Raw genomic sequence first — 23086 nt, 5'->3', positions numbered from 1 at the left:
AACTTGAAGACTTTCACGATTCATGTGAACACCCTTCCATTCAATTGATTTCTTCTATTGTAAACCCTTACAATATAGAAAAGGTACCCTTTTAGAGAAGATAGGAGGTATGTATGAAATCATCCTTATTCACTGATGGTTACGGAGAACCCATCTCATCTGATGGAATTCACTTGAAAATTAAGAACTCTTCATTCCTACAAAAATGGGTCAAGGACCTCTCAACCTACGCGCAATCTGTTCTAGATACACCCATGCCCGAACTAAATTACCGCGCATTCAATGCTTATTTCGAAGATGGAGATCGTGATCCCTATCAAAAACCTTACTTTGAAAGGCGGAAGCGTCTTACTGCCTTTTCCATTCTATCGTACCTCTATCCAGAAAATCTGGACTATCCTAAGCATCTCCACTCAACGATATGGGCTATCTGTGATGAATGGACATGGTGCTTGCCTGCCCATCTTCAAATACATTCAGCATTTGAGAAATCGAATCCCGGTTCAGAGGCTCATCAACAAATCGATTTATTCGCCGCCGAAACAGCCTTTTCTTTAGCGGAAATTTTAACAATGTTCGAAGATTCACTACCTCCTCTAATCAAGCAGAGGATAAACTATGAAACTCGCAGACGAGTGCTCAAGCCCTTTCAAGAAGTGGACCAATCGTGGGAGCAGGCTACTCATAATTGGTCGGCTGTCTGTGCCGGTTCCATCGGCGCATGCGCTATGTATTTAGTTGAATCCAAAGAAGAACTTCAACGGATTCTTGATAAATGTATAAAAAGCGTCTCTTACTTTGTGGCAGGATTGACGAATGAAGGAGTATGCCAGGAAGGCTATCATTATTGGCAATACGGATTTGGGTACTTTATTTACTTTGCAGATCTGCTGAAAAAGCATACAGAAGGCAAGGTCAATCTACTAACTCTTCCTAAAATAAAGGAAACTGCTCACTTTCAAGAAAAGGTTTTTATGGGTCGAAATACGGTCGCTAATTTTTCAGATGCAATAGAAAAGGCATCGCCACTACTTGGGCTAAGTCATTATTTGCATACTCAATTCGAGCATGTACACCTGCCCAGGACGAGTGATTGCGCACAATTTGAGTCAGATCCATGCTACCGTTTTGCTCCTGCCCTTCGTCACTTTATTTGGTACGACGAAACAAAAGAGGGCAGAGTGTGGCCCACACACACAAGCTACTTCTCCGAGGCACAGTGGTATCTTTCAACCTTTGACTATCAGAACCAAGTGGTTGGAGTTGCCCTAAAAGGTGGACATAACAATGAACCGCACAACCACAATGACCTCGGCCACTTTATGATTTATGTAAACGGCGTATCTATGTTATCTGATATCGGGGCGGGACATTATTCTAAAGCTTCTTTTAATGCTGACCGATATCAGATGCTCTCAAACGGCTCACATGGTCATTCCGTCCCTTTGATTGGAGGGTGTGTTCAAGAGCAAGGTGCTGATGCGTTTGCTAGAGTCATTTCCTTTAAACATCGAGGTAAACAAAGCGAGTATCAACTAAACCTCACACATGCGTACACTACTCCTTCTTTGCAAACTTTTACAAGGAAATGGGAGGTAGATAAAGAGCTCGGCTGTGTTTGTTTAACAGATTCATTCATGCTTGCGTCACCTGAGTCTATTACGGAACGATTTGTGAGTCTAGTTGAGAGTGTGCATGTTGAAACCGGTAAAATGATATTATCCCATGGTGACTCTTCACTTTATTTAACGTATGATCGAGAATTTACTCCAACCGTAAAAAAAGAGCATGTAATCGATCACTTTGGAGTTGGCAAGGAGATCACCTTGATCGATTTTAGTTTCGAAAACATAGTAGGAGAGTTTTCTTTTACGTGTCAGATTAATTTGTAACGCCTCAACCTTACCCTCTTCATCTATGAGAAAAACAAAAAAGAGTAAGGCACCTACGCCTCACTCTTTTTCCTGCTTCTCTTTTAGCAATTGAATAATCTGTTCATTCTGTTCTTCCGTTCGCTTAAGGCTTTTTTCAATGTTGTTTGAGCTGATAAAGAAGACAATCATAAAGATAATGAATAAGATCTCAATCATACTGGCACCTACTCAACTTTTTCGTACAGTATAATCTATTTTCTTCCACCCGAAAAGATGCCTAACGGTTAAACATTGCGCGCAGATCTACATCTTCACGTTTCTCTTGTGGTGCTTCGAACATCGGTCTTGCTCCAAAGCGGAAAATTCCAGCGAAAATGTTGCCTGGGAAGGTAGAAACTTCTGCATTAAAACGCCCGACTGATTGGTTATACGAGTGACGTGCAGCTTGAATGTTCTCTTCAATATTTGTAATGGAACGTTGTAAATGCTTATACGCTTCACTAAATTTAATATCAGGATACCGCTCCGCTTGCGCCATAAACGTAGGGATTTGGCGGTTCATGTTATTGTGCGCCTTGACCTTCTCATCTACATTTGTCGCATCAATAATTTGTTGCCTTAAACCAATGACACCTTGAAGAATTTGGTTTTCGTCCTCCACATGCTGGCGTGTGACGTCAACCAGTTTAGACAGCTCATCCACACGACGCATTAAGATCGCATCCAGATTCGCAAAGACATTGTCGACATGAATGTTATAGCGTTGAAATTTATTGTAGTATACGATGGCAACACCTATGATGGCTGCTAGCATAATACCTACAACGATTAGGATTAATGTACCCATTTTATTCTCTCCTTTTCTATTTCTTATTCCAGATTCGTAAGTTCAGATTTAATTCATCAACAAGCTCCATCGCCCGGTTGATATCCTCGTAGTATTCGATAAAGAGCTCTTTATCGATCGGCTGATGAAGATTAAATTCAAAGTGCTTTCTTCCAGTATGGAGCATGAAGTACATCTTTCCATCTAGAAAGGAAAAGTAGCTTTTTGCATGCTCTAAAGGTGCAACAAACGCTTTCTGAGTCGTTCTTCCATGACGTTTTCGGTTAACCACTATGTCCACTACTTCTTTAACTGTGTCCATCATTTCAGCACTTTGGTTCACCCGATTTTTTCGTTGCTTGGTTGAGAAATCGACTAACCGTTTCATAAAGGCAGGAGTTAAAATATAGCGCGCTTTAATTTCATCAGATGACCTGACCGTAAACGTCTCATCAAACTCCAAATCCATTGTTTCCACTGGTTGCAGGATCGCTTCATCTTCTTTTGTAAATAACTGAGCGAGAAAGCTTTTTTCCTTTTCCTTTGGTACTACGGTTGTGAGTCCTTGAAAGTCTTTATTAAAGTCAGCGACGAAAAACAACCCTTGAAACACAGAATATGCCTTTCGGTCGAGGTTGCCCTCCCGATCTCTAGAGACCATGATCTTCTCTGCCGTTACCTCAGACAATTCAACCTCCGTACCAGACTCTTCATTTCCTATACGTCCCATCATGTAGTCACTGCTAGTGTAGGTCGAGAATTCATCAGCAAAGATATGAGCATCAATAAACTTATAACGGGAGACGCCACTGTTTTGTCTATACGCAAAGGATGGATGCATAAATCGAACGGTTTTTCCTAACACTTCTTCCTTTAAACGAGAGGCAAGAGCATCTCGCTTTCTGTTGAATGTATCATATCTCTTTTTTAACATCGGAGCGAGAGCGAAGAGACCAACTGGAATGACCAGTAAAAAAGAAAAATCAATAATGGCAATGACAATCGCAACAATAAGGGCGGGGATCCAATACTTTTTTATAAGCTGTTTAAATGGATCAACCATCTTCAATCTCTCAGCTTCAAGCTCTTTGACGATCTTTTTTAATTCCTGATCGTAAAATGCCTCGAACTCCTCGGGCGACTTGGAGAATCGCTCAAGCATATAGTCGTCTTTAAACTGTGGGCTACTCATGCTCTCCTCCTTATACGAGTCATCATGTATTTTCGTTTCATTTGTTCCATATACGTAAGTTTAAGTTCAAGTCATCTACAAGCTGCATCGCACGGTTAATGTCCTGATAATATTCCTTGAACATCTTCTCATCAATTTTTTGATGAATGTTCGATTCAAAATGAGTTTGATTGGTATGTAGCATAAAGTACATCTTCCCATCAAGGAAGGTAAAGTAGCTTTTTGCGCGTTTAAATGGTTTGGGGTATTTCTTCGGTACAAGGCGACCATTCATTTGATTCATCCCTTGCCTTGCCGCTTCTTTTTTCCGGTACTTTGCATTCGACTTGTTCGAACGCTGTTGACTCGCAAACTCCATGAGCCTTTTTTTAAAAGCTGGCGTTAAAATATACCTGGCCTTTGTTTCATCTGTTGTTTTCACTGTAAATGTCTTATCAAACTCGAGATCCATCGTCTCCATCTCTTTTAAGATCTCTTCATCACGCTTTGTGAAGAACCTAGAGAACCAGCTTGGTCTTCTTTCCTTAGGAACGATGGTGGTTAGTCCCTCGAACTGTTTGTTAAAATCCGCTACAAAGAACAACCCTTGAAACGCAGCCTCTCTCCACCGTCGTACTCGTTTGCGATGTTCATATGTAACCAATTTGTCAGCAGTGACCTCTGAGAAAAAGAGCCGTGTTCGTTCTTCTCCTTCCCCAACATCGCCTTCAACAAAATCGTTTCCTCCATAATAATCAAACGCATCTGCAAAAATATGCGCGTCGACAAAGTGCTTAGAAGCGACAAAATAGGTAGGTTTATACACAAAATTCGGGTTCATAAAACGGATCGTTTTTTTGAGCAGCTCTTCTTTGATCTGGGATTTGAGCATACGTTCTTCTTTTTGAAATTTCATCTCTTTGCTGATGCCAAAGAACAGACTGTAGAAAATCCACGCTCCAGGAATGGCTAAGAAGTACGTCCATTCCAAGAAATAATAGATATAGACCGTTGCTGCAATCGTTAGCATTAATAGAATCCAATACGGACGTCGATGAGCACGTAGTAACTGCAGCCGTTTCTCCTCTAACTCCTCAGCTAAATGATGCAAATCATCTTTGTAAAAACGTTTAAAATTCTCTTCAGATTTTGAAAATCGTTCTAGATCATACGCATCCTGAAATTTCTTCATCCTTCCACTCCTTTCCACAAATCTCACTCTTTTTATTGTGAAGGCTAGAAGTGACCATTGCATGAGGAATGAGTATGATTTCACTGAATTTTTCCAACAGGACTTATTTCCTTATCCCAATTGGAGCAGAATTAAACATCTTTTTACAATTACACGCTGAAAGATCTGAAACAAACCATAAGATTAAATGCTATGATGAAAGGTTATAACGTATTAAATGAATATAATACTTGGTTAAGAGGAGCTAATAATGACAAAACAAGAAAAGCTATACCTTCTACTTCAACATTCTATTATTGAGACAGATCGATTAGTTTTACGTCCCTTCAACCTAGAGGATGCTGAGGATTTGTTTTTAATTACATCAGATAAAGAGGTAGTGAATTATGTATTCCCCCCTCATCAAGCCATGAGTGAAGTTAATATTTTATTATCAACCTTTTACATGAAAGAACCTATTGGAAAATATGCAGTGGTTTATAAAGAGAACAACAAGTTAATTGGTACTTGTGAGCTCCACCTATTGAATAATCCTCTAAATGCCGAAATAGGATATTTGCTTAATAAGACCTATTGGGGAAAAGGCCTTATCCCTGAAGCTCTAAACGCGCTATTAAACCTTGCTTTTACTGAATTAAATCTTAATAGAGTTGAGGCTAAATTTAATGAATTGAATGCTAACTCGGAGAGGGTTTTGAAGAAAATAGGCATGCAAAAAGAAGGAATCTTTAGAGATAATAGCATGATGAATAATGAATTAATAAATGATGTTCAGTATGCTATAACGAAACGTGATTATTTTAGAGCTTAACAATAAAGTTTATTGTATTTAGTTTTATGACGGACTAAAGGCTAGCAGCTATACGAATATACGATTGCTTTTAAATTAAATAATGAATCGCATCCATTTAAAAGAAAGGATTTAAGATGTGAGACACTATTTTCACAATTTATGAAGGATATTCCTTCGAAAAAATAGACAGGCATCTGTGTTGGTTCACAAGATACCTGTCTATTTGTCATTTCATCCTTCTTTTACTTCTTTTCGAACGCAATAAGAGCTCTCTCAAGACCAGCTATTCCTTCATTAATTTGTTCCTTTGTCACCGTTAGTGGCGGGATCATGCGAATGACCTCTCCGTGCTTGCCACTAAAATAAAAGAGAACTCCTTCATGTAATGCAAGATCTAGAATTTCCATCGCCGCTTCCCCATCACCCAAACCAGTAACAGGATCAACAATTTCAATGCCAATCATTAAGCCGATCGAGCGAACATTTCCAATCCGCTTATATTTCTGTTGTAATTCCTCTAGCTGCTCACGAGCATAAGCACCAACAACTTTTGTATTCTCAAGTAACTTCTCTTCTTTAATAACTTCAATTGTTGCAAGGGCTGCTGCACACCCAAGTGGTGTCCCACCAAAGGTAGTCGCATGAGAACCTAGTGGCCATTGTTGCATAAGCTTATGATTTGCCACCGTTGCACTCAAGGGTATACCTGATGCAATGCCTTTAGCTACAGCCATGATATCCGGAACGACTTCAAAGCTTTGCGAGGCAAACCACTCACCCGTACGACCGAATCCCGTTTGTACTTCATCAAATATCAGAAGAATCCCATGCTCATCGCAAATTTGACGAACACGCTGTAACCACGATTTTGGAGGAATGATATAACCACCTTCACCAAGAACAGGCTCTAAAATCACACAAGCAACTTCATTTGGCAGCACTTGGTGTGCAAATAATTGTTCAGCTGCTAGATCTAGTTTCTGAATCGCATCTTGCTCTGAGTCTCCTGGTTGATAGTATGGTAATTGATACGTTCCACTTACATGTTGGTGAGAACGATATTTGCTTTTTGACGTACTAATCGCCATGGATCCAAGCGTTCTACCATGGAATCCCCCAATAAATGAAACGACAAAGGGTTTCTTTGTCACATGACGTGCAAGCTTTAATGCACCTTCAATTGCCTCTGTCCCACTATTTCCAAAGAAAAAGCAATCAAGATCTCCAGGCATAATCTCCGCTAGCTCATCAGCTAGTTTTAGAATGGATTCATATTGAATCACACCGATTGGTCCATGAGTGAGGTAATCGGCGGCATCCTTTATCGCAGCAACAACCTTTGGATGTCTGTGTCCAACATTAGTTACTGCAATCCCTGAGGTAAAATCAAGGTACTGCTTTCCATCCACACCCCAGTAATAACATCCCTCTTCCTTCACAACAGGTAAGTTGGGATGATCTTTGGCCATACTCGGCGCTAAGCGAATCGGCATTTTTTTACTTAATTCCGTCCATTCAGTTGACATAACCATCACTTCCTTTTCTCTTTCACATCTTACTCGTTTATCTTGTTAGAATACAAATAGATGAGCAATCAGTACAACGATTGGCAACGTAATGATCGTCCGAATGATAAACATAAGGAACAACTGACCTACGTTTACAGGTATGCTTGAGCGGATCAGCATGACACCGATCTCAGACATATAAATTAACTGTGTTAGCGAAACAGCCCCTACTACAAATCGTGTTAGTTCACTTTCAATATTTGAACCAAGTATCGCTGGCAGGAACATATCGGCAAAACCTATTAACATAGCCGGTGCTGCTTGGGAGGCCTCCGGTATTTGCATCCATTCTAAGACAGGTATTAATGGATAGGAAATGATCTGAAAAACTGGCGTGAAGTTTGCAATGATTAACGCAATCGTTCCAATACCCATAACAAGTGGTAGCATACCAAACCAAATATCAGCTGCATTAAACAATCCTTTTTTCAACAGAACGGTAGTAGCTGGTACTTTTGATGCTTTGGCTACACCTTTTTGAAAAGCCCATCTTGGAATAGAGATATTATGAGGTGCTTCTTCAACAATTTGTTTCCCGGCTGCCTCGTAGTAATCATTCTTCATTCTTGATAAAGGAGGAATACGAGGACAAATGATTGCTGCTACAAATACAGCAATTAATACCGTTAAATAAAACGAAGGAAACAACGTTTCAACTTTAAGCAATCTAGCAACAATTAAACTAAAACCGATTGATGTAATGGTAAAGTTTGTCACGATGATCGCTGATTCTTTTTTTGAATAATAGCCTGACTCATATTGATTAATTGTAATTAAGATACTAACCATATTATTACCCATCCAGGAAGCCAATGAATCGACAGCTGCTCGTCCAGGCAATTTAAATAATGGTCTCATAATTTTTTGCGCTAGTGTACCTAACCACTCCATCAAGCCAAACTCAATTAATAATGGAAGCAGCATACCCATTACAAAAGACCAAATGGCCAATACAGGTAGGAGATTATACAAAACTTCCTGACCCGTTCCTACTCCAATAATCACTTCCGGCCCGACTTCAAATAACGTTAGGACTGCGAAGATCGCTCCTAAAAAGCGAATAAAGAGCCAAAAAGGATGAATGACAAACAAACCTTTCAGAAAGGGTCGCTTCATCATCCAGTCTGGTTGTACTACTCCAATTAGTGCGCCGACGCTCGATAGAACCAAGATCATAGCTAAGATCTCGGTAATTACCCCACTTACAAATAATTCTAGATTACTAGATAGAAATGCAATGAGGACGGTCCATTGCCCGTCCGTGCCTATTGGTAAAGGGATTAAGAAAAGTAATGCCCCCATTAAAGATGGAATGATAAATGCTATAACATTATTAGAATTAGAAATATTGTTGTTTTCCATATGAACTCCCTTCTTTTATAACTTATAAGGTTACATTAGAATGAATAAATACTCAATGCAAAAGAAGGATTTAAAGGAGGTTCTCTACGATTAAAGTCTCCAAACCATAGAAAAAGATGATTCCCGCAAACGAGAATCATCTTTACTCTTATCTTCCTGTGTTGGCTTGTCCATGAGGAGTTACAACATCTGTTAAGCTTCCAGCCAATGTAAATGGACCAGATACGCTAATTAAAATGGCCAATGTTAAAACATATACTTGTTTTTTCATTCTGCAACTTCACCCCCAATTGTAAATTGGAAACCTTTTAAGTGAAAAGCACGTTTCATGTAGTGCAAGGCTTTCACATGATTCTCTTGGCTTTCATAAAACCTGGAGATATCCTGGCAGACTTCGATTGCATCAAAATACAATTCCGCTTCTACCATCTGATTAATCCCTTCGTCTACTTTATCCTGATTGAATTCAACATATAGGTGACGGTTAATTAAGCAGCGCAATTGATATTCAATATCACAAACCTTATCCGCTTCAGACTCAACCTCTTCTAGTAAGGGGAGAGCTTGACCCATTTTTCCCATGCGTAGATGAATGAATGCAAGTTCACCTTTACTCTTCATCCCATTAATAGTAGATGAATGACCAGGAGAATCTAGTGCTCTCATTATATACTCTTTTGCCTGATTTTGGTTGTTTTTTCGAAGATAATGGAAGGCAAAACTTTGATAAATTAATGCTAATGGTAATGGATACCCTTCAGCCTCTTTTATTAAGTTTATATATTGTTCTTCTGCCTTGTGCTCTAGATTTCGTTCAGAATTAATAGCAGCAAGTAAGTGTCGATTATCTAACTCTTTTTCTTTATAATCCGGTTCTAACATAAAGATGTCTAGAGCCCTTTCAATATATGATTCGGCAAAGGTATATTGATATATGCGATAATATCCTTCTCCTATACGTTGAAAAAACTCGGCTTTTTCATAAGGATCTGCAACATGCTCCAACAATGACTCCGCTTGAATATAAAGCCTTATCGCAGCTTTATAATGCGCTTTATAAAATTCTCCTAGTCCCGACATAAAATAAGAGTAAAACATGAGTAAGGGATCCATCTGTCCGATCTCTTCTAACTTTTTTTCGTCTAACTGACTATCCAGGTTTTTTCTCATTAAGTTGTGACGGTATTCTACAAGCGAATAAAAAGCGATTACCTTGTCATCTGGTTGCATATTCTGAATAGACTTTTTTGCTTTTAATCGTAAAGCATCCGCTTCCACGTAATTTTGGGCCACAATGCACCTATACCAATCTACGCATTGAACTCCTACATCTTCCGCGGGTATCAAAGTCTTCATAACAAACCCTCCTTCACTCTATATTATATCGTCCAATTATTAACAAATATATATACCTTTTGTATTTCCCAATGTTATACACAACTCTTTTAACTAGATAGACCGTTCAAAAAAGACTAAATACTATCTTGTGTTTCTAATTATTTCACATTCGCATCTGAACTGCTTCCTTACTTCCAGCGGGTACGTTTCAGTCGTTGCATTGACCCTATATCTTTCCTTTTATCCAAAGAAAAATAACCTGCATTAGGGCAGGTTATTAATTAGATGTATTGGATGAAACTATGTAGTGCCTTTAACAATTAAAATTCCATTGTATTGTTTGAACATAAACGGCCTATCTTGCCCAAGTAAACGCATATCCAAGACTTCAACTAGATCCTGCGCCATGTCTTTGGTCTGATTCATAATCGTCGTAATTGGAGGAGATGTCACTTCGCTAATAGGGTGATTATCAAAACCAATAATTGAGAAGTCGAGTGGAACTTCCACTCCATAATGCTGAGCTGCCTTTAGAAATCCAGATGCTACAAAATCACTTCCAGCAAATACAGCATCTATTGTTTTAGCTCTACTATTAGAGAAGCTTAAATAATATTTTCCAAGTGAATATCCATCAGTGACAGACGATATGTTATCTACAATCAGAGCGTCATCCCACGTAAGCCCCATTTCTAGATGAGCTTGTTTAAAGCCTGAGAGTCTTGCTTGTTGCGATGGTGAAGCCAAGTCATCTGAACAGAAGGCTACTTTTTTTCTTCCTTTATTAAGGAGATGTTGAACACCCTCATAGGCTGCTTTTTTTTCGTTCAAACAAAAAACGTCAATTTTATTATTCGTATAAGCCTCATTACATATAGTGAGTACGCCGTTATCACTAAGCTCATCTAGTTCAGCTTGGGTTAATGCAGTTGAGGTTACAATAAGCGCGTCCAATTCTTTACTTTTCCACTTCTTAAATACATCCATTTCTTGTGTTCTATCTCCGAATGTTTGAAACAAAACTGGATTATAACCATGTATTCGACATTCTTCAGAGAGTGCTCCAGCTAATTCCGAGAAATAGGGGTGCGCTAAAAAAGAAACAATAATACCAATAGAATTTGTTCGTTTTGTGCGAAAGTGTCTTGCAATTTGGTTAGGTTTGAATTCTAGCTGTTTTATCGCTTCTTCAACTCGCTTCCTTTTTTCAAAAGAAACATAGGGATGATTGTTTAATACACGCGATACTGTGCTTTTTGAGACCCCACTTATTTTTGCAACATCTCGGATTGTATACATATCTTTCTCCTTATCAAAGAAATTCATTTGACATGGGACCGGTCCCATCCATTATAGTTTCTCTACCTTATGATGGAGGCGATAAATATGGTTAGTATTCAATTTCCACCACCGTTCCCTAGACCAAAAAAAGTTAATTCACTTGTCTTTTGTGATTTTGATGAAACCTATTTTGCTCATGAATGCACACTCAAACAAAAAGAAGACCTTTATCAATTAGAGGATTATTTGGAAAAGGCTACGCAACAGTATGGTTTAAAAATTGGTTGGGTAACAGGTAGCAGTATTCATAATCTAACTAAAAAAGTAAAACAAGCAAGAATACGCTTTTCACCCCACTTTATATGTTCAGATTTAGGAACTGAGGTATTTCATGTCCTCAGTGATGGAAGCATTCATCGAAACAACGTTTGGGATAAAAGATTACCAAATACAAAAGAATTTCAAAGAGTTGTTGATGAAGCAGTTAATGAGCTACAAAAGCTATATAGAATTGAACTAGTAGAGCAGAGTCCACATGGGCATTCAAAGTACAAAAAAAACTACTATTATTTTATACAGTCTAAGGTAATGGAAGAATATGATTTGAATGTTATCAAACACATATCAAACGTATATGGATTAGGTTTAAATATTAACAGATGTAATCCAAAGGCTGGAGATCCAACATTGGCTTATGACATCGATTTTATAGTGAAAGGTGTAACAGGGAAAAGAGCTGCAGCTGCTTTCATTTGCGATCAGTACAACATTCCTTATAGTCAAACGATTGCATTTGGCGACAGCGGTAACGATCTTGAATTATTAAAATTTGTTCAGAGAGGATATCTCGTTGCCAATGCAACAGACGAGGCTAAAGGAAAGCATCATCAAATTACTAAGTCACCCTACACTCAAGGGATTTTAGAAGAACTGGAGGAAATCTTTAATTGAATGAGAGATAACTAGAATTCATTCTAATCATTTTTAAGAGAGAACCTTCATTTTAAATATCTAAATTGGTCCAATCCATCGGAACTTCCGATAAGATCACATGAGTTAATGTGGTCGCTATGGAATTAAATTCTTCAATAAATTCTTCGATTCTCTCAAGTTTATCTGTGCTTATTTTAAGCATAAAGCAAGCACCTCCTGTTATACGGTAACAATAGTTAACTCCAGGATAGCGTGAGATCTTTTCTTGAAAGACGCTATATTTTCCATTTTTTATTGTAATTTCTATAAGGCATTGTATAGGCAATCCCAAGGCTTTATCGTTAATCCGTAGAGTATAACCCTCTATAATCGATGCATTTTCCATCTTTCGAATTCTTTCAGAGACAGACGGGGGTGATAAGTTCACTTTCTTCGACAATTCTCGAATAGATTGCCTTGAGTCCTTCTTTAATTCATCTAAAATCATCAGGTCAATAGAGTCTATTTTCATATGAAAACCACTTTCTGAAATTATAGTTTATGTGTTAAGTATTTATAAGAATAACATACCATTATTCATTCATTTATAGGGATCTGTTCACTATACTAAAGTTAAGAAGGAGGAGTTTCAATGAGTTTTATTCAACAATCTAATTATGGAGAGACACCATTTCAAGACGTTCTTGGCCACATCCCAGATCTCCTAATAAAATGGAATGACCTTTCTGATTTCTTAACAAAAGAAGGATCCCTCTCTGTGAATTTAAAGGAAGAAGTAAGACGAGTTCTCGCATACGGAAATAAATGTCGTTATTGTATGGCCAAAGGAAAGCCTAACATGAAGATAAAAGATGAAGAAATTCAAATCGCTACAGCGTTTGCCGATTTGTTTTTGAATTATAGATCGTCTATTAATGAAGCACACTTTAACATCCTTAGGACAGTCTTTAATGAAAGGCAGATCGTCGAGCTGTGCGTGTTTATTTGTTTTACTACAGCTTCTCAATCACTAGGTGCGATCACAAATTTATAGTTGCCGTTAGCACAGTAATTTCTAGAAACTTTATTTCGTTTCATTCGTATATTAATTGAGGTGATAAATATGAATACATACTATATTATTGCAATACTCATGATCATAATAGGAGCCTTGACTTTTGTTACAGATTCCAGTAGTAGCCTTTTTCTAATCTACCTACCGTTGTCTGCTACTTTCTTCTTCCTTGGTGCTGATGAAGCAAAAAAAAGAAGAAGGAGGACTGATACTCATAGTAGTTAATCCTACGCACGTCGTGAGAGGATTAAAATGTAGGATCTCTCATGCATGGGTTATACTCAGCTAAATGTGGACATATATATGAACTCTACACTAGAAGTGGTTTAATACCAGCAGAGATCACGTCATACAAATACAGTTGAGTGTGTAGAGACTACGTAGAGGAGCTTAGACATGCTTTGGACTGTAATGATTATCGTCATTGTTCTATGGTTACTTGGTTTTATTGGAGAGGTTGGCGGGAGTTTAATCCATCTATTGTTAGTGGTCGCACTTGTTGTGCTTATTTTTCAGCTTGTGACAGGGCGACGAAGATTATAATGCGGTACTAGACCTATTTACGTTTCAAAATTATAACGTAGTGAATGGGTAGCATAAACAAGAGCATACATTAGCTAAAGTGGGCAGTTTCTTTTGAAACTGTCCACTTGGTGTCTTCCCTTCATCTATTAAATAAAAGAGAATGGATCTATTTCATTATCTTTTTTGATGTTTCACCGCTTCTAGTCACTTAAAACCCACATAAAAATTACTCGTATTTCTTTAGAACAATAGCAGCATTATGGCCACCAAATCCAAACGAATTAGACAGTCCGTTTTTTATATCCACTTGACGAGCTTTTTCTGGAACATAATCTAGATCACATAAAGAATCAGGGCTTTCTAAGTTAATAGTTGGAGGGATAATACCTTCTTTCAAACTTAACGCCAATGCGATGGCTTCAGCTCCACCAGCTGCACCGAGCATATGACCAAGCATTGATTTATTTGCTGTTATCGGGATGTGATAAGCTTGATCGTTAAACAGTTTTTTGATAGCCATTGTTTCAGAGATGTCTCCAACCTTTGTACTTGTTGCATGAGCATTAATCACATCAATTTCTTCAGTTGATAGCTTGGCACTCCTCAGAGCCGCTCTCATTGCAAGATAGGCTCCTCTGCCTTCGGGGTGTGTAGCTACAATATGATGTGCATCTGAACTAGCACCATATCCTACAACCTCAGCATAGATCTTTGCTTTTCGCTGTAACGCATGTGAATGGGACTCTAAAATTAAGATCCCTGCTCCTTCTGACATGACAAATCCATCTCTGCTCTTATCAAATGGACGACTAGCTTTATTAGGCTCATGATTTCTTGTAGATAAAGCAGTAGCATTACCAAAACTAGCTAATGATAAATCAGTTATAGCAGCTTCTGTTCCACCAGCAAAAATGACATCAGCCTCTCCAGAGCGTATGAGCCTAAAAGCTTCGCCGATAGCTGTATTACCTATTGCACAAGCTGACACAGGCGAAAGAGAAGGTCCCATTGCATTCCATTTAATACTTATTTGGGCTGCTGCTGCGTTAGACATTATAGAAGGTACAAGAGTTGGGCTCACTCTTCTTGTCCCCTTCTGTCTAAGTATATCTACATTATTTATTAACGTCTCAAGACCCCCTATTCCAGACCCTACGTAGACACCCAAACGTTCTAAATCTAATTCTTCCGTAGATAGGTTAGAATCAGTCCAAGCTTGTTCAGCAGCTGCCAATGCGAATTGAGAAAATCGATCTAAACGCCTTGCCTCATTCTTTGCAAACATAGTGCTAACATCAAAATCTCTAACAATACCTGCTATTTTTGTTTTGTGGTTAGCTGTATCGAATGTATCAATAGATGATATCCCGGATTTCCCTTCAATTAAATTTCTCCAGAATGTATCTATATCATTTCCTAAAGGTGAAACAATACCAATGCCTGTAATCACAACTCTTTCCACTATCCATCTCTCCTGTTCAAGAATATACTTGTATTTTACAGATGAATTATCCTATTACAAGTTGTGGTTTATCCTAGTATATTTAATAACTGTTTAAAATTTAGTGATGTTTAGGAGCAAAAAAATGAATGATAAAAGTAGATTAGAGGCTTTATCAGATTTCCTGATTAATAAACGTGCAAAAATTAAACCTGAGGCTGTTGGTTTGCCTGCTGGTACAAGAAGAAGAACTCCAGGACTTAGAAGAGAAGAAGTAGCCTTATTAGCAGGAGTAAGCACCACTTGGTATACATGGCTTGAGCAAGGCAGAGATATTAAAGTATCGGCAAGTGTATTAGATAATATATCTATGGCACTTAAACTAAATAATGATGAGAAAGATTATTTGTATGATTTAGCTCTTGATACAAAAATAGAAGTCCCCCAATATAAAAGACAATATTCAGAGCCTAGTCCATCACTAAAAAAGATAGTGAATGAATTATCCTATTGTCCAAGTATTATTACTGATCGTCACTGCCACATAGTCGGATGGAATCCAGCAGCGGCCCATGTTTTTTTAGACTTTGAACAGGTACCAATAGAAGAAAGAAATTTAATTAAGCTAATCTTCTCAAGGAAAGAACTAAAAACGTTGGCTGTTAACTGGGAGCATTTTGTAAAAGGATTTCTTGCTATTTTTCGTACGTATTATGGTCGTTATTTAGGAGACGAATGGTATAACCTTTTTATTGAAGAGATGACCGAATCTTATCCAGAGTTTCAAGAGTTATGGAAGGCCAGTCAAGTAAGTAAAGCACCAGAAATGATGATTGAATTTAGACATGCTAAAGCAGGAAAAATGTTATTTAACTTAACCTCTCTTCAGGTGCAAGGTGACATGGATTTGAGATGTAGTATCTATACACCAGTTGAAGATACCGATACAGAAATGAAATTAAAGCGAATGATGAACAGATTTTCAGAGAATCATTAACATATTGATCGTTATTCCTTAACATGACGTATTTAATGAAGAGCCTTTAATCATTGCTTTTAGTATTCAATAACCATGTACCTAATGTAAGATAACAGATAATGAGAGGTTAAAAAGGATGTGGTTGTTATGAATAGAAAAGTAGCCATTGTGACCGGTGCAAATTCTGGGATGGGGCTGGCTACATCTGTGGCCATTGCGAACAAAGATATACATGTCATCATGCTCTGTAGAAATGAGGAACGTGGGAAAGAAGCATTAAAAAAAGCGGAGCAGCAACTAACAAAGGGGTCGGTTGAATTACAGTTGTGTGACCTTGCTTCTTTGGAGAATATTCGCTCATATGCAAAACGATTTCTTAAATCCGAGCAACAGCTAGATATTTTCGTAGCGAATGCAGGAGTGGTATCAACAAAACGACAGGAGACGGCAGATGGCTATGAATCAATGTTAGGTGTGAACCATCTTGGGCATTTTCTACTCATTCAATTATTGCTTGGAAAAATTAAAGATTCCTCTGATGGTCGAATTGTCATAGTGTCATCCGGTGCGCATAAATGGGGCAAGCTTGACTTTGATAACCTTCAATTGCATTCAGGGTTTAATGTGATGAAAGGATACGGACAATCTAAGCTAGCCAATGTTCTTTTTGCTAGAAAGCTAGCAAAAGAGCTAATAAGTACAAGTGTGACGGTAAACGCTCTACACCCAGGTGCAGTTGCAACAAATCTAGGAGTGAACCGTGATACAGGGTTTGGAAAAGCCATTCATCGTGTGCTTAAGCCGTTTTTCCTTACTCCCGAGCAAGGGTCAAAAACAGCTGTTTATCTTGCTACGAGTTCAGAACTAGATGGTGTAACAGGAGAGTATTTTATAAAAGAACAACAAGCACCGATCTCAAAACGAGCAGCCGATGATGAACTTGCACTCAAGCTGTGGGACTGGAGTATGGAAGAGACTGGACTCACAAAATCGAGTGTATAATTTTTCGTCCCTCTGACATAAGAAGTCAGGGGGATTTTTATAGAGTTTTTTTGGGGGTTATCCTTCAACCACTCGTTGTTTGAAAATGAAATGTAGACCTTTTATAATGATAAGTTAAATCTTTTAATCCCAGTGGATTATAATTGGGTAAATAATACATAACGTTAACATTGATTTTCGGATCGTTTTCATTTAAACCTAAAATTTTGGCTTCTAAATTAGAAAGAACATCCACATTAAGATAGGTTTCAAAATGAATACTCTGATAACCATACGCTTTCTTAATATAATCTATGATTGAACCCGTTGTGATTTCATAGTTTAAATACGTTACATGTTTCTTGTTATAGTAACTCTTTTCAATACATATTACTTCCCCATCAATAGAGTGGATACGCTCTAGATAGTAAATTTCATCGGTATCGCTTAGTTCAAGTAAATGGGCGGTTTCCCTATTAGGCTGTTGAATTGTTAGCTTAACCGTTTCTAAGACTCTATCTGTGTCGCTATTAACCTCATTCAATACATGTTGGGGGTATTTTAAATATCCAGATTGTCTCTTGGGTTTTCTAACATAGATTCCACTCCCTCTAACCTGATAGATCAGACCCTTCTCTTCTAAAATATCCAAAGACTTAATGATCGTACTTTTACTGACCTCATACGTTGCCATTAAGGTTTCTACTACAGGTAGCTTCCCCATATAATACGGTTCATTCTTCGTTATTTTCATTTCAATTGCTTCTGCAATGTGCTGGTATTTTACCATACAGACCTCATTTCAAAATGAATGCAATATATTCTAAATGGCTTAACCGATTCACATCTACTATGTCTTTTATATTGTTAGTTCAATTGTATTTCCTTCGGGATCTAAAAGGACACTTTCATAATATCCATCCCCCGTTACCCTAGGACCATCTATATGTTTGCATCCATAATCAGATAAAACCTCTGTTGTGCAATCAACTTTATTCTTACTATTTAGTGAAAAGGCTATATGAGCATATCCAATTCGTTTATTACTTTGCCCTTGATCTATATCTTGTTTTTTCATTAGTTCAAGTCTTGCCCCAGATTCAAACGTTAGAAAGTACGATTCAAATCCTTTTTTAGCATTTATATACTTTTCGTTACTTACGGCTTGAAACATTTCACAATAAAAACTACGCATCTTTTCAAGATCTTTAACCCATATAGCTACATGTTCAATTCTCATTTAGAACACCTTCTTATTATTTTTCTCAAACTTAATAAAGCTCCTTTATTAAGTTCTTTATTTAAGTTACAATACTACATATGTAAAAGTCAACTTTCATGTGTTTCAAACTTATTTTAAGGAGGAAGATGTTTGGCTACAGCATTTCTAATTATTATTTACCTTGCATTTATAAGCTTAGGATTACCTGATTCACTTCTTGGAACAGCATGGCCTGTAATCAGTAGTGATCTTTCTGTGCCACTCAGTGCAGCTGGCGTTATCTCTATGATCATTGCTGCAGGAACGATCATCTCAAGCTTAACAAGTCGTTTTTTTATTGATAAGTTTGGCACTGGATTGCTCACATTTATAAGTTGCGTTTTAACTGCAGGATCACTGCTAGGATTTGCGTTTGCTCCTTCTTTAGTATGGTTCATCTTATTAGCAATCCCTCTTGGTCTAGGTGGAGGGGCCGTGGATGTTGCCTTAAATAATTTCGTAGCTGACAATTATAAAGCGCATCATATGAACTGGCTACATTGTTTTTGGGGTTTAGGTGCAACTGCCGGGCCATTTATCATGGCCATGACACTATCTGAATCTAATTCATGGAGAAATGGCTATGTGATTGTTTCGATCATGCAATTTGTACTCGTTATCATACTGTTATTTTCTATCCCGTTATGGAAAAGGGTCGCATCTCATAAAGGAAATCAAACGTCTAGTAGTACTGATGAAGGATATGATCAGCCATTTGAAAAAAAGTTGTTTCGTCTAAAAGGGATTAAACCATCGTTAGCATCTTTTATGTTTTGTGCAGGAACAGAAGCAACAGTGGGGCTTTGGGGAGCGAGTTATTTAGTCTTTTCTAAGGGTGTATCTGTAGAGCATGCAGCTTTATTGATCTCTCTTTATTATGGAGGAATTACTATAGGGAGATTTATTACAGGGTTTATTTCTTTTAAGCTTAGCAATAGGACATTAATCTTATCAGGTCAAATCTGTGGAATCATTGGAGTTACTCTGCTTTTCATTCCTTTATCAACGAGTGTTTCGATCTTGGGGTTCTTAATGATTGGGTTAGGTTTGGCCCCTATCTATCCAGCCTTACTTCATGAAACACCTAGACGATTTGGCAAGGAAAATTCGATTCGACTAATGGGTTATCAGATGGCCGTTGCTTATACTGGTAGTACATTCTTCCCTCCAATTTTTGGATTACTAGCTGATAAAACAACACTATCATTACTTCCATTTGTAATACTCTTCTTTTTAGTTAGTATGTTAATCTGTTCAGAAATTGTCATTAAACAATTGCGTAAACGATCGATGACAGTTAAGACCTAAGCTTGGCTTATATGAAAGAAAACGATTAATTATCAAACATTGAATGGATTATTTATCCATTCCCAAACTTACTTTAAACATAGGAGACCCGTTTACTATCTTCATTAGAGCATTTTCTCATGCGCGTTGGGAACCAATGGTTGTACCGACCTCCAATCGGTTAAATACTGTAGCTCAACGTTTGGAGACAGTCTTCACCTTCAATTCCTCTAACAGTTCCTCTACTTCTCGCTGAATAATGGCTTTTAAAACTTGATGTTCTGATCGCCAGCCTTTGTGATAGAGAGTGTATCCATAAAAGTCAGAGCTTGACGGAGGGACCTTTGCCAGTTTCACTTGCTGCTTATGCATCTCTTTTTTGAGCTCATGTAGTTCCTTCCCAAGCTCATAAGACATCATTCGTAAACGCTCCGTTGGCAGTTTCCTCAAATGTCGCTCAATAACATTCCGTGCGGTTGCACACACAATATACCGATTGACCAATGGATACATGTCTTCTCTAATCATTCGTTATCCCACCTTATAGTAGGTAGTATAACCGAACACACGTTCTTTATACAACTGGAAATTAAACTATAAAAAAGCAATGATCCATTTTGATCATTGCTTCTTACCCTTTATCTATTGCTTCCATACTTCTTCGCCCTCTGATCTGCTTTCTTATCTGCGACAAGCAAACATGCGTGAATGACACCAGGCACCCAGAAGATAAGTGTTAAAATTAAATTGATAATTGCCTGAAACGGCCTGCCTACAAATAATACCGCCACAGGTGGCAAGATGATCGCTAGTAGGTATAACATGATGCATCCATCCTTCGCTTTTAGTCAAACAAACGTTTATTTAATATTCCCCTTTTATCAGAGGTTAAACCGTTAAGGAGGGTTATTCCTTCTCTTATTTAGACGTACCCTCTCATAATTGTTCCCCTTCCACCATCGTATTATATTTATTGAGAAAATCCTTACGACTTAGGATTGATTTCCTCTCCGACTTTAGATTGAGATTGATTGCAATAAAGGTTTGACCCCATTTCCACATGGGGATACTCACTAGTAAGACTTAATTCGTGGAGGGGTATTTTGGCTACGAACTTACATAATCAAATCAACTATTCAAAACGCAATATGCTATCTGGGATTTTGTTTGGAGTGGGGCTGGTTGCTTTTATGGATGAGGTAGTGTTCCATCAGTTGTTACGTTGGCATCATATTTATGATTTAGCGACAACGGATATTGGACTCATTTCGGATGGATTGTTTCATGCATTTAGTTGGTTTGCTACGATCGCTTCTTTATTTTTATTGGCTGATTTAAAGCGAAGACAGGCATATATTCCTCTACTGTGGTGGGGTGGCTCACTTCTTGGATCAGGAGGCTTTCAATTGTATGATGGGCTCATTCAGCATAAGTGGATGCGAATCCATCAAATTCGTTACGTCGAGAATGTGTGGGTCTATGACCTGGTTTGGAACGGCGTAGCTGTCATCATGATCGTTGCCGGTCTATTCTTTTTACTACGCCACAAAATGAGAGTGGCTCATGTCTAACCCGCTCATCAGCTCATTCCTTTTGTTCCTATTCTTCGTTGTCGTAGTAAGCGGCTATTTAATTGCTGTCGTTGTTTCAAATCAATCGTATCGGAAATGGCCAATCTACCGAATCATTTTCTTACTTTTAGGTGCAGCCTCTGGTATCGTCTCGGTAATTGGTCCCCTTGCTGATCTGTCTCATTCGTGGTTCCCAGCACATATGATCACCCACCTTTTGCTCGGTATGCTGGCACCTCTTTTCTTAGTTTTATCTGCGCCCATCACTCTGCTGCTGCGTACAATACCAATCTCGGCTGCAAGAGGGGTCACACAATTGTTTAGAAGCTGGTTTGGACGACTTGTGACTCATCCTATTTTCGCATCGCTTTTGAATGTGGGAGGCCTTTGGATCTTATATCGGACTAATCTGTATCAAGCGATGCATCAAGATCTCTTACTCTTTCTGTTCATTCACTTTCATGTCTTTATCGCAGGATATTTCTTTACAGCATCCATTCTCTATATTGATCCCGTGTATCATCGTTTATCGTACGTGTACCGATCGATTGTACTCGTACTTGCAATAGCTGCTCATGGCATACTCTCAAAGTCACTTTATGTTAGCCCGCCAGATGGGATTCCAATGGATCAAGCACAGATTGGCAGTCAGATCATGTATTATGGTGGAGACCTTGTTGATTTGGTCATCATTTTTCTATTATGCCGCCAGTGGTATCGATCAACCAGGCCAAGATTTTCTTTTACAACTGCCGTAACAGAATAAAAAGACATAAATGAACCTTCCTGATTCATTTATGTCTTTCTTTTAATTTGTAATGGATTTAATATATTGCCCGATATCATTACTTTGTTTATCTAGGCTTTGAATATCTTCCATAAACTCTGTCATCACACTTGATTGATCATTTGATGCTGCGGTGATTTCAGCGATACTTAGCGTAAGATGTTCCATGTTCTTTTGGATTTCCTGAAGGGATTGGCCGATTGTGCCAACGGCTTCCTTCGTTCCATTAGAAAGCTTACGGACTTCATCAGCTACTACACCAAATCCACGACCGGCATCACCTGAACGCGCAGCTTCGATGGCTGCGTTTAATCCAAGGAGATTGGTTTGAGCAGAGATGTCTTCAATCAAGCGAACCACTTTACCGATCTCTTCAGAATTAGCGTTTGCTCGTTCGGCTTGGCCATGAATATCCATGCTTGCCGCTGATAACTCTTCTGCTTGAGCAGCCACTTGTTGAATTTTCTCTTGCAAACTACCGACAATTTCACGTAAATCATCTAACTCCGTATCCAGGATTTCTTCATCCTTCAGTGTTTTGGTTACTTGAAACACACCGATGATTTTTTGAGTCTCATCAAAGATGGGGCTTGCAGAGTACAGAATTCCTACACCATAGCGTTCTTTTGGAATATGCATCTGCACTTTATCTCCTGCAAGCGCCTTACGAAGAATATCGTTCTCCTCTGTGAAGGCATCATCTCCAACATTTGCACTATAATCTAAGTCTTTTGATTGTGACGAGAAAATGAATTTCTCTCTATCTGTCACAACGACCGCACTACTGTCCCCAAGATTTCTTTTAATCTCAGGAGCTAAACTAACTAAAGCCTTTAATGTCAAATGCATGATTCATAATCTC

General features: G+C 38.3%; 26 protein-coding genes. 10 read left to right on the top strand and 16 right to left on the bottom strand.

The window, feature by feature from the left end:
- The first annotated feature begins 113 nt into the window (after positions 1-113).
- A complete protein-coding gene (locus JNO66_RS11865) occupies positions 114-1892 on the top strand; it encodes a heparinase II/III domain-containing protein (RefSeq protein ID WP_203088512.1) in 1779 nt (592 codons plus the stop codon).
- Positions 1893-1952: 60 nt separating this feature from the next.
- Here JNO66_RS11865 and JNO66_RS11860 read toward each other — a convergent pair whose 3' ends face one another.
- The 4 genes from JNO66_RS11860 to JNO66_RS11845 form a co-directional block, all read right to left on the bottom strand.
- Positions 1953-2090 (bottom strand): hypothetical protein, encoded by a 138-nt coding sequence (locus JNO66_RS11860; protein WP_203088511.1) that lies wholly within the window; start codon positions 2088-2090, stop codon positions 1953-1955.
- Between the two features lie 61 nt (positions 2091-2151).
- The gene (locus tag JNO66_RS11855; RefSeq protein ID WP_203088510.1) at positions 2152-2721 is read right to left on the bottom strand and encodes a LemA family protein; all 570 of its coding nucleotides are present in this window, start codon (positions 2719-2721) and stop codon (positions 2152-2154) included.
- Between the two features lie 16 nt (positions 2722-2737).
- Positions 2738-3892 (bottom strand): DUF3137 domain-containing protein, encoded by a 1155-nt coding sequence (locus tag JNO66_RS11850; protein WP_203088509.1) that lies wholly within the window; start codon positions 3890-3892, stop codon positions 2738-2740.
- 37 nt (positions 3893-3929) lie between these two features.
- A complete protein-coding gene (locus tag JNO66_RS11845) occupies positions 3930-5063 on the bottom strand; it encodes a DUF3137 domain-containing protein (RefSeq protein ID WP_203088508.1) in 1134 nt (377 codons plus the stop codon).
- 250 nt (positions 5064-5313) lie between these two features.
- Between JNO66_RS11845 and JNO66_RS11840 the strand changes: the two genes are divergently transcribed.
- Positions 5314-5874: a GNAT family N-acetyltransferase gene (locus JNO66_RS11840; RefSeq protein ID WP_203088507.1), complete on the top strand. Its 561-nt coding sequence runs from the start codon at positions 5314-5316 to the stop codon at positions 5872-5874.
- A 224-nt stretch (positions 5875-6098) separates the two neighbouring features.
- On the opposite strand, the gene JNO66_RS11835 is transcribed toward JNO66_RS11840, so the two are convergent.
- The 5 genes from JNO66_RS11835 to JNO66_RS11820 all read right to left on the bottom strand — a co-directional run bounded on the left by JNO66_RS11835 (position 6099) and on the right by JNO66_RS11820 (position 11423).
- On the bottom strand, positions 6099-7382 hold the full coding sequence (locus JNO66_RS11835; RefSeq protein WP_203088506.1) for an aspartate aminotransferase family protein: 1284 nt from the start codon (positions 7380-7382) through the stop codon (positions 6099-6101).
- Between the two features lie 45 nt (positions 7383-7427).
- Positions 7428-8786, bottom strand: coding sequence for a YjiH family protein (locus JNO66_RS11830; protein WP_203088505.1), 1359 nt, complete (start codon positions 8784-8786; stop codon positions 7428-7430).
- A 148-nt stretch (positions 8787-8934) separates the two neighbouring features.
- Positions 8935-9057, bottom strand: a complete 123-nt coding sequence (locus JNO66_RS20800) for a hypothetical protein (RefSeq protein WP_273753379.1) — start codon at positions 9055-9057, stop codon at positions 8935-8937.
- Complete coding sequence (locus tag JNO66_RS11825) at positions 9054-10142, bottom strand: response regulator aspartate phosphatase (protein ID WP_203088504.1); 1089 nt, start codon at positions 10140-10142, stop codon at positions 9054-9056. Before JNO66_RS11825 ends, JNO66_RS20800 begins: the two co-directional genes overlap by 4 nt.
- A gap of 282 nt (positions 10143-10424) precedes the next feature.
- The gene (locus JNO66_RS11820; RefSeq protein WP_203088503.1) at positions 10425-11423 is read right to left on the bottom strand and encodes a LacI family DNA-binding transcriptional regulator; all 999 of its coding nucleotides are present in this window, start codon (positions 11421-11423) and stop codon (positions 10425-10427) included.
- A gap of 87 nt (positions 11424-11510) precedes the next feature.
- On the opposite strand from JNO66_RS11820, the gene JNO66_RS11815 reads away from it, so the two are divergent.
- The gene (locus JNO66_RS11815) at positions 11511-12356 is read left to right on the top strand and encodes an HAD-IIB family hydrolase (RefSeq protein WP_203088502.1); all 846 of its coding nucleotides are present in this window, start codon (positions 11511-11513) and stop codon (positions 12354-12356) included.
- A 52-nt stretch (positions 12357-12408) separates the two neighbouring features.
- On the opposite strand, the gene JNO66_RS11810 is transcribed toward JNO66_RS11815, so the two are convergent.
- Positions 12409-12849 (bottom strand): Lrp/AsnC family transcriptional regulator, encoded by a 441-nt coding sequence (locus JNO66_RS11810; RefSeq protein ID WP_203088501.1) that lies wholly within the window; start codon positions 12847-12849, stop codon positions 12409-12411.
- Positions 12850-12969: 120 nt separating this feature from the next.
- On the opposite strand from JNO66_RS11810, the gene JNO66_RS11805 reads away from it, so the two are divergent.
- Together JNO66_RS11805 and JNO66_RS11800 are read left to right on the top strand one after the other, a co-directional pair.
- Entirely contained in the window at positions 12970-13371 is a 402-nt protein-coding gene (locus JNO66_RS11805; RefSeq protein WP_203088500.1) for a carboxymuconolactone decarboxylase family protein, read from the top strand.
- A gap of 417 nt (positions 13372-13788) precedes the next feature.
- Positions 13789-13935, top strand: coding sequence for a lmo0937 family membrane protein (locus JNO66_RS11800; RefSeq protein WP_203088499.1), 147 nt, complete (start codon positions 13789-13791; stop codon positions 13933-13935).
- A gap of 208 nt (positions 13936-14143) precedes the next feature.
- On the opposite strand, the gene fabF is transcribed toward JNO66_RS11800, so the two are convergent.
- Positions 14144-15379: a beta-ketoacyl-ACP synthase II gene (gene fabF, locus JNO66_RS11795; RefSeq protein ID WP_203088498.1), complete on the bottom strand. Its 1236-nt coding sequence runs from the start codon at positions 15377-15379 to the stop codon at positions 14144-14146.
- Positions 15380-15503: 124 nt separating this feature from the next.
- On the opposite strand from fabF, the gene JNO66_RS11790 reads away from it, so the two are divergent.
- A complete protein-coding gene (locus JNO66_RS11790; RefSeq protein ID WP_203088497.1) occupies positions 15504-16355 on the top strand; it encodes a helix-turn-helix transcriptional regulator in 852 nt (283 codons plus the stop codon).
- Between the two features lie 129 nt (positions 16356-16484).
- Positions 16485-17339, top strand: coding sequence for an SDR family oxidoreductase (locus JNO66_RS11785; protein WP_203088496.1), 855 nt, complete (start codon positions 16485-16487; stop codon positions 17337-17339).
- A 64-nt stretch (positions 17340-17403) separates the two neighbouring features.
- Here JNO66_RS11785 and JNO66_RS11780 read toward each other — a convergent pair whose 3' ends face one another.
- Positions 17404-18108, bottom strand: coding sequence for a GntR family transcriptional regulator (locus JNO66_RS11780; RefSeq protein ID WP_203088495.1), 705 nt, complete (start codon positions 18106-18108; stop codon positions 17404-17406).
- A 69-nt stretch (positions 18109-18177) separates the two neighbouring features.
- Positions 18178-18558 carry a VOC family protein gene (locus JNO66_RS11775; protein ID WP_203088494.1) on the bottom strand — a complete coding sequence of 127 codons (381 nt, stop codon included), beginning with the start codon at positions 18556-18558 and terminating at the stop codon, positions 18178-18180.
- Positions 18559-18690: 132 nt separating this feature from the next.
- Here JNO66_RS11775 and JNO66_RS11770 point away from each other — a divergent pair, with 132 nt between their 5' ends.
- Positions 18691-19887, top strand: a complete 1197-nt coding sequence (locus JNO66_RS11770; RefSeq protein ID WP_203088493.1) for an MFS transporter — start codon at positions 18691-18693, stop codon at positions 19885-19887.
- A 174-nt stretch (positions 19888-20061) separates the two neighbouring features.
- Here JNO66_RS11770 and JNO66_RS11765 read toward each other — a convergent pair whose 3' ends face one another.
- Positions 20062-20394 (bottom strand): hypothetical protein, encoded by a 333-nt coding sequence (locus JNO66_RS11765; protein ID WP_203088492.1) that lies wholly within the window; start codon positions 20392-20394, stop codon positions 20062-20064.
- A gap of 110 nt (positions 20395-20504) precedes the next feature.
- Entirely contained in the window at positions 20505-20690 is a 186-nt protein-coding gene (locus tag JNO66_RS11760) for a YqaE/Pmp3 family membrane protein (RefSeq protein WP_203088491.1), read from the bottom strand.
- Positions 20691-21014: 324 nt separating this feature from the next.
- On the opposite strand from JNO66_RS11760, the gene JNO66_RS11755 reads away from it, so the two are divergent.
- Both JNO66_RS11755 and JNO66_RS11750 read left to right on the top strand, forming a co-directional pair.
- The gene (locus tag JNO66_RS11755; protein WP_203089330.1) at positions 21015-21437 is read left to right on the top strand and encodes a DUF2243 domain-containing protein; all 423 of its coding nucleotides are present in this window, start codon (positions 21015-21017) and stop codon (positions 21435-21437) included.
- Positions 21430-22203, top strand: a complete 774-nt coding sequence (locus JNO66_RS11750) for a cytochrome c oxidase assembly protein (protein ID WP_203088490.1) — start codon at positions 21430-21432, stop codon at positions 22201-22203. The genes JNO66_RS11755 and JNO66_RS11750 overlap by 8 nt, the downstream gene beginning before the upstream one ends.
- 42 nt (positions 22204-22245) lie before the next feature.
- Here the strand turns inward: JNO66_RS11750 and JNO66_RS20795 are convergent, their stop codons facing one another.
- Entirely contained in the window at positions 22246-23073 is an 828-nt protein-coding gene (locus JNO66_RS20795; protein ID WP_203088489.1) for a methyl-accepting chemotaxis protein, read from the bottom strand.
- Positions 23074-23086: the final 13 nt, after the last annotated feature.

The sequence above is a fragment of the Alkalicoccobacillus gibsonii genome (genome assembly GCF_016798245.1).
GTDB lineage: Bacteria > Bacillota > Bacilli > Bacillales > Bacillaceae_D > Alkalicoccobacillus > Alkalicoccobacillus gibsonii.
The sequence above is the reverse complement of the archived record's forward strand: the minus strand, read 5'-3'. Positions and strand labels throughout refer to the sequence as shown.

Bases quoted from the DNA above. Each gene is read 5' to 3' on its own strand.
- JNO66_RS11815 (WP_203088502.1), top strand. From the start codon at position 11,511: ATGGTTAGTATTCAATTTCCACCACCGTTCCCTAGACCAAAAAAAGTT.
- JNO66_RS11865 (WP_203088512.1), top strand. From the start codon at position 114: ATGAAATCATCCTTATTCACTGATGGTTACGGAGAACCCATCTCATCT.
- JNO66_RS11805 (WP_203088500.1), top strand. From the start codon at position 12,970: ATGAGTTTTATTCAACAATCTAATTATGGAGAGACACCATTTCAAGAC.
- JNO66_RS11850 (WP_203088509.1), bottom strand. From the start codon at position 3,892: ATGAGTAGCCCACAGTTTAAAGACGACTATATGCTTGAGCGATTCTCC.
- JNO66_RS11800 (WP_203088499.1), top strand. From the start codon at position 13,789: ATGCTTTGGACTGTAATGATTATCGTCATTGTTCTATGGTTACTTGGT.
- JNO66_RS11830 (WP_203088505.1), bottom strand. From the start codon at position 8,786: ATGGAAAACAACAATATTTCTAATTCTAATAATGTTATAGCATTTATC.
- JNO66_RS11780 (WP_203088495.1), bottom strand. From the start codon at position 18,108: ATGGTAAAATACCAGCACATTGCAGAAGCAATTGAAATGAAAATAACG.
- JNO66_RS20800 (WP_273753379.1), bottom strand. From the start codon at position 9,057: ATGAAAAAACAAGTATATGTTTTAACATTGGCCATTTTAATTAGCGTA.
- JNO66_RS11840 (WP_203088507.1), top strand. From the start codon at position 5,314: ATGACAAAACAAGAAAAGCTATACCTTCTACTTCAACATTCTATTATT.
- JNO66_RS11775 (WP_203088494.1), bottom strand. From the start codon at position 18,558: ATGAGAATTGAACATGTAGCTATATGGGTTAAAGATCTTGAAAAGATG.
- JNO66_RS20795 (WP_203088489.1), bottom strand. From the start codon at position 23,073: ATGCATTTGACATTAAAGGCTTTAGTTAGTTTAGCTCCTGAGATTAAA.
- JNO66_RS11750 (WP_203088490.1), top strand. From the start codon at position 21,430: ATGTCTAACCCGCTCATCAGCTCATTCCTTTTGTTCCTATTCTTCGTT.
- JNO66_RS11835 (WP_203088506.1), bottom strand. From the start codon at position 7,382: ATGTCAACTGAATGGACGGAATTAAGTAAAAAAATGCCGATTCGCTTA.
- JNO66_RS11755 (WP_203089330.1), top strand. From the start codon at position 21,015: ATGCTATCTGGGATTTTGTTTGGAGTGGGGCTGGTTGCTTTTATGGAT.
- JNO66_RS11785 (WP_203088496.1), top strand. From the start codon at position 16,485: ATGAATAGAAAAGTAGCCATTGTGACCGGTGCAAATTCTGGGATGGGG.
- JNO66_RS11760 (WP_203088491.1), bottom strand. From the start codon at position 20,690: ATGTTATACCTACTAGCGATCATCTTGCCACCTGTGGCGGTATTATTT.
- JNO66_RS11765 (WP_203088492.1), bottom strand. From the start codon at position 20,394: ATGATTAGAGAAGACATGTATCCATTGGTCAATCGGTATATTGTGTGT.
- JNO66_RS11790 (WP_203088497.1), top strand. From the start codon at position 15,504: ATGAATGATAAAAGTAGATTAGAGGCTTTATCAGATTTCCTGATTAAT.
- JNO66_RS11820 (WP_203088503.1), bottom strand. From the start codon at position 11,423: ATGTATACAATCCGAGATGTTGCAAAAATAAGTGGGGTCTCAAAAAGC.
- JNO66_RS11810 (WP_203088501.1), bottom strand. From the start codon at position 12,849: ATGAAAATAGACTCTATTGACCTGATGATTTTAGATGAATTAAAGAAG.
- JNO66_RS11825 (WP_203088504.1), bottom strand. From the start codon at position 10,142: ATGAAGACTTTGATACCCGCGGAAGATGTAGGAGTTCAATGCGTAGAT.
- JNO66_RS11855 (WP_203088510.1), bottom strand. From the start codon at position 2,721: ATGGGTACATTAATCCTAATCGTTGTAGGTATTATGCTAGCAGCCATC.
- JNO66_RS11845 (WP_203088508.1), bottom strand. From the start codon at position 5,063: ATGAAGAAATTTCAGGATGCGTATGATCTAGAACGATTTTCAAAATCT.
- JNO66_RS11860 (WP_203088511.1), bottom strand. From the start codon at position 2,090: ATGATTGAGATCTTATTCATTATCTTTATGATTGTCTTCTTTATCAGC.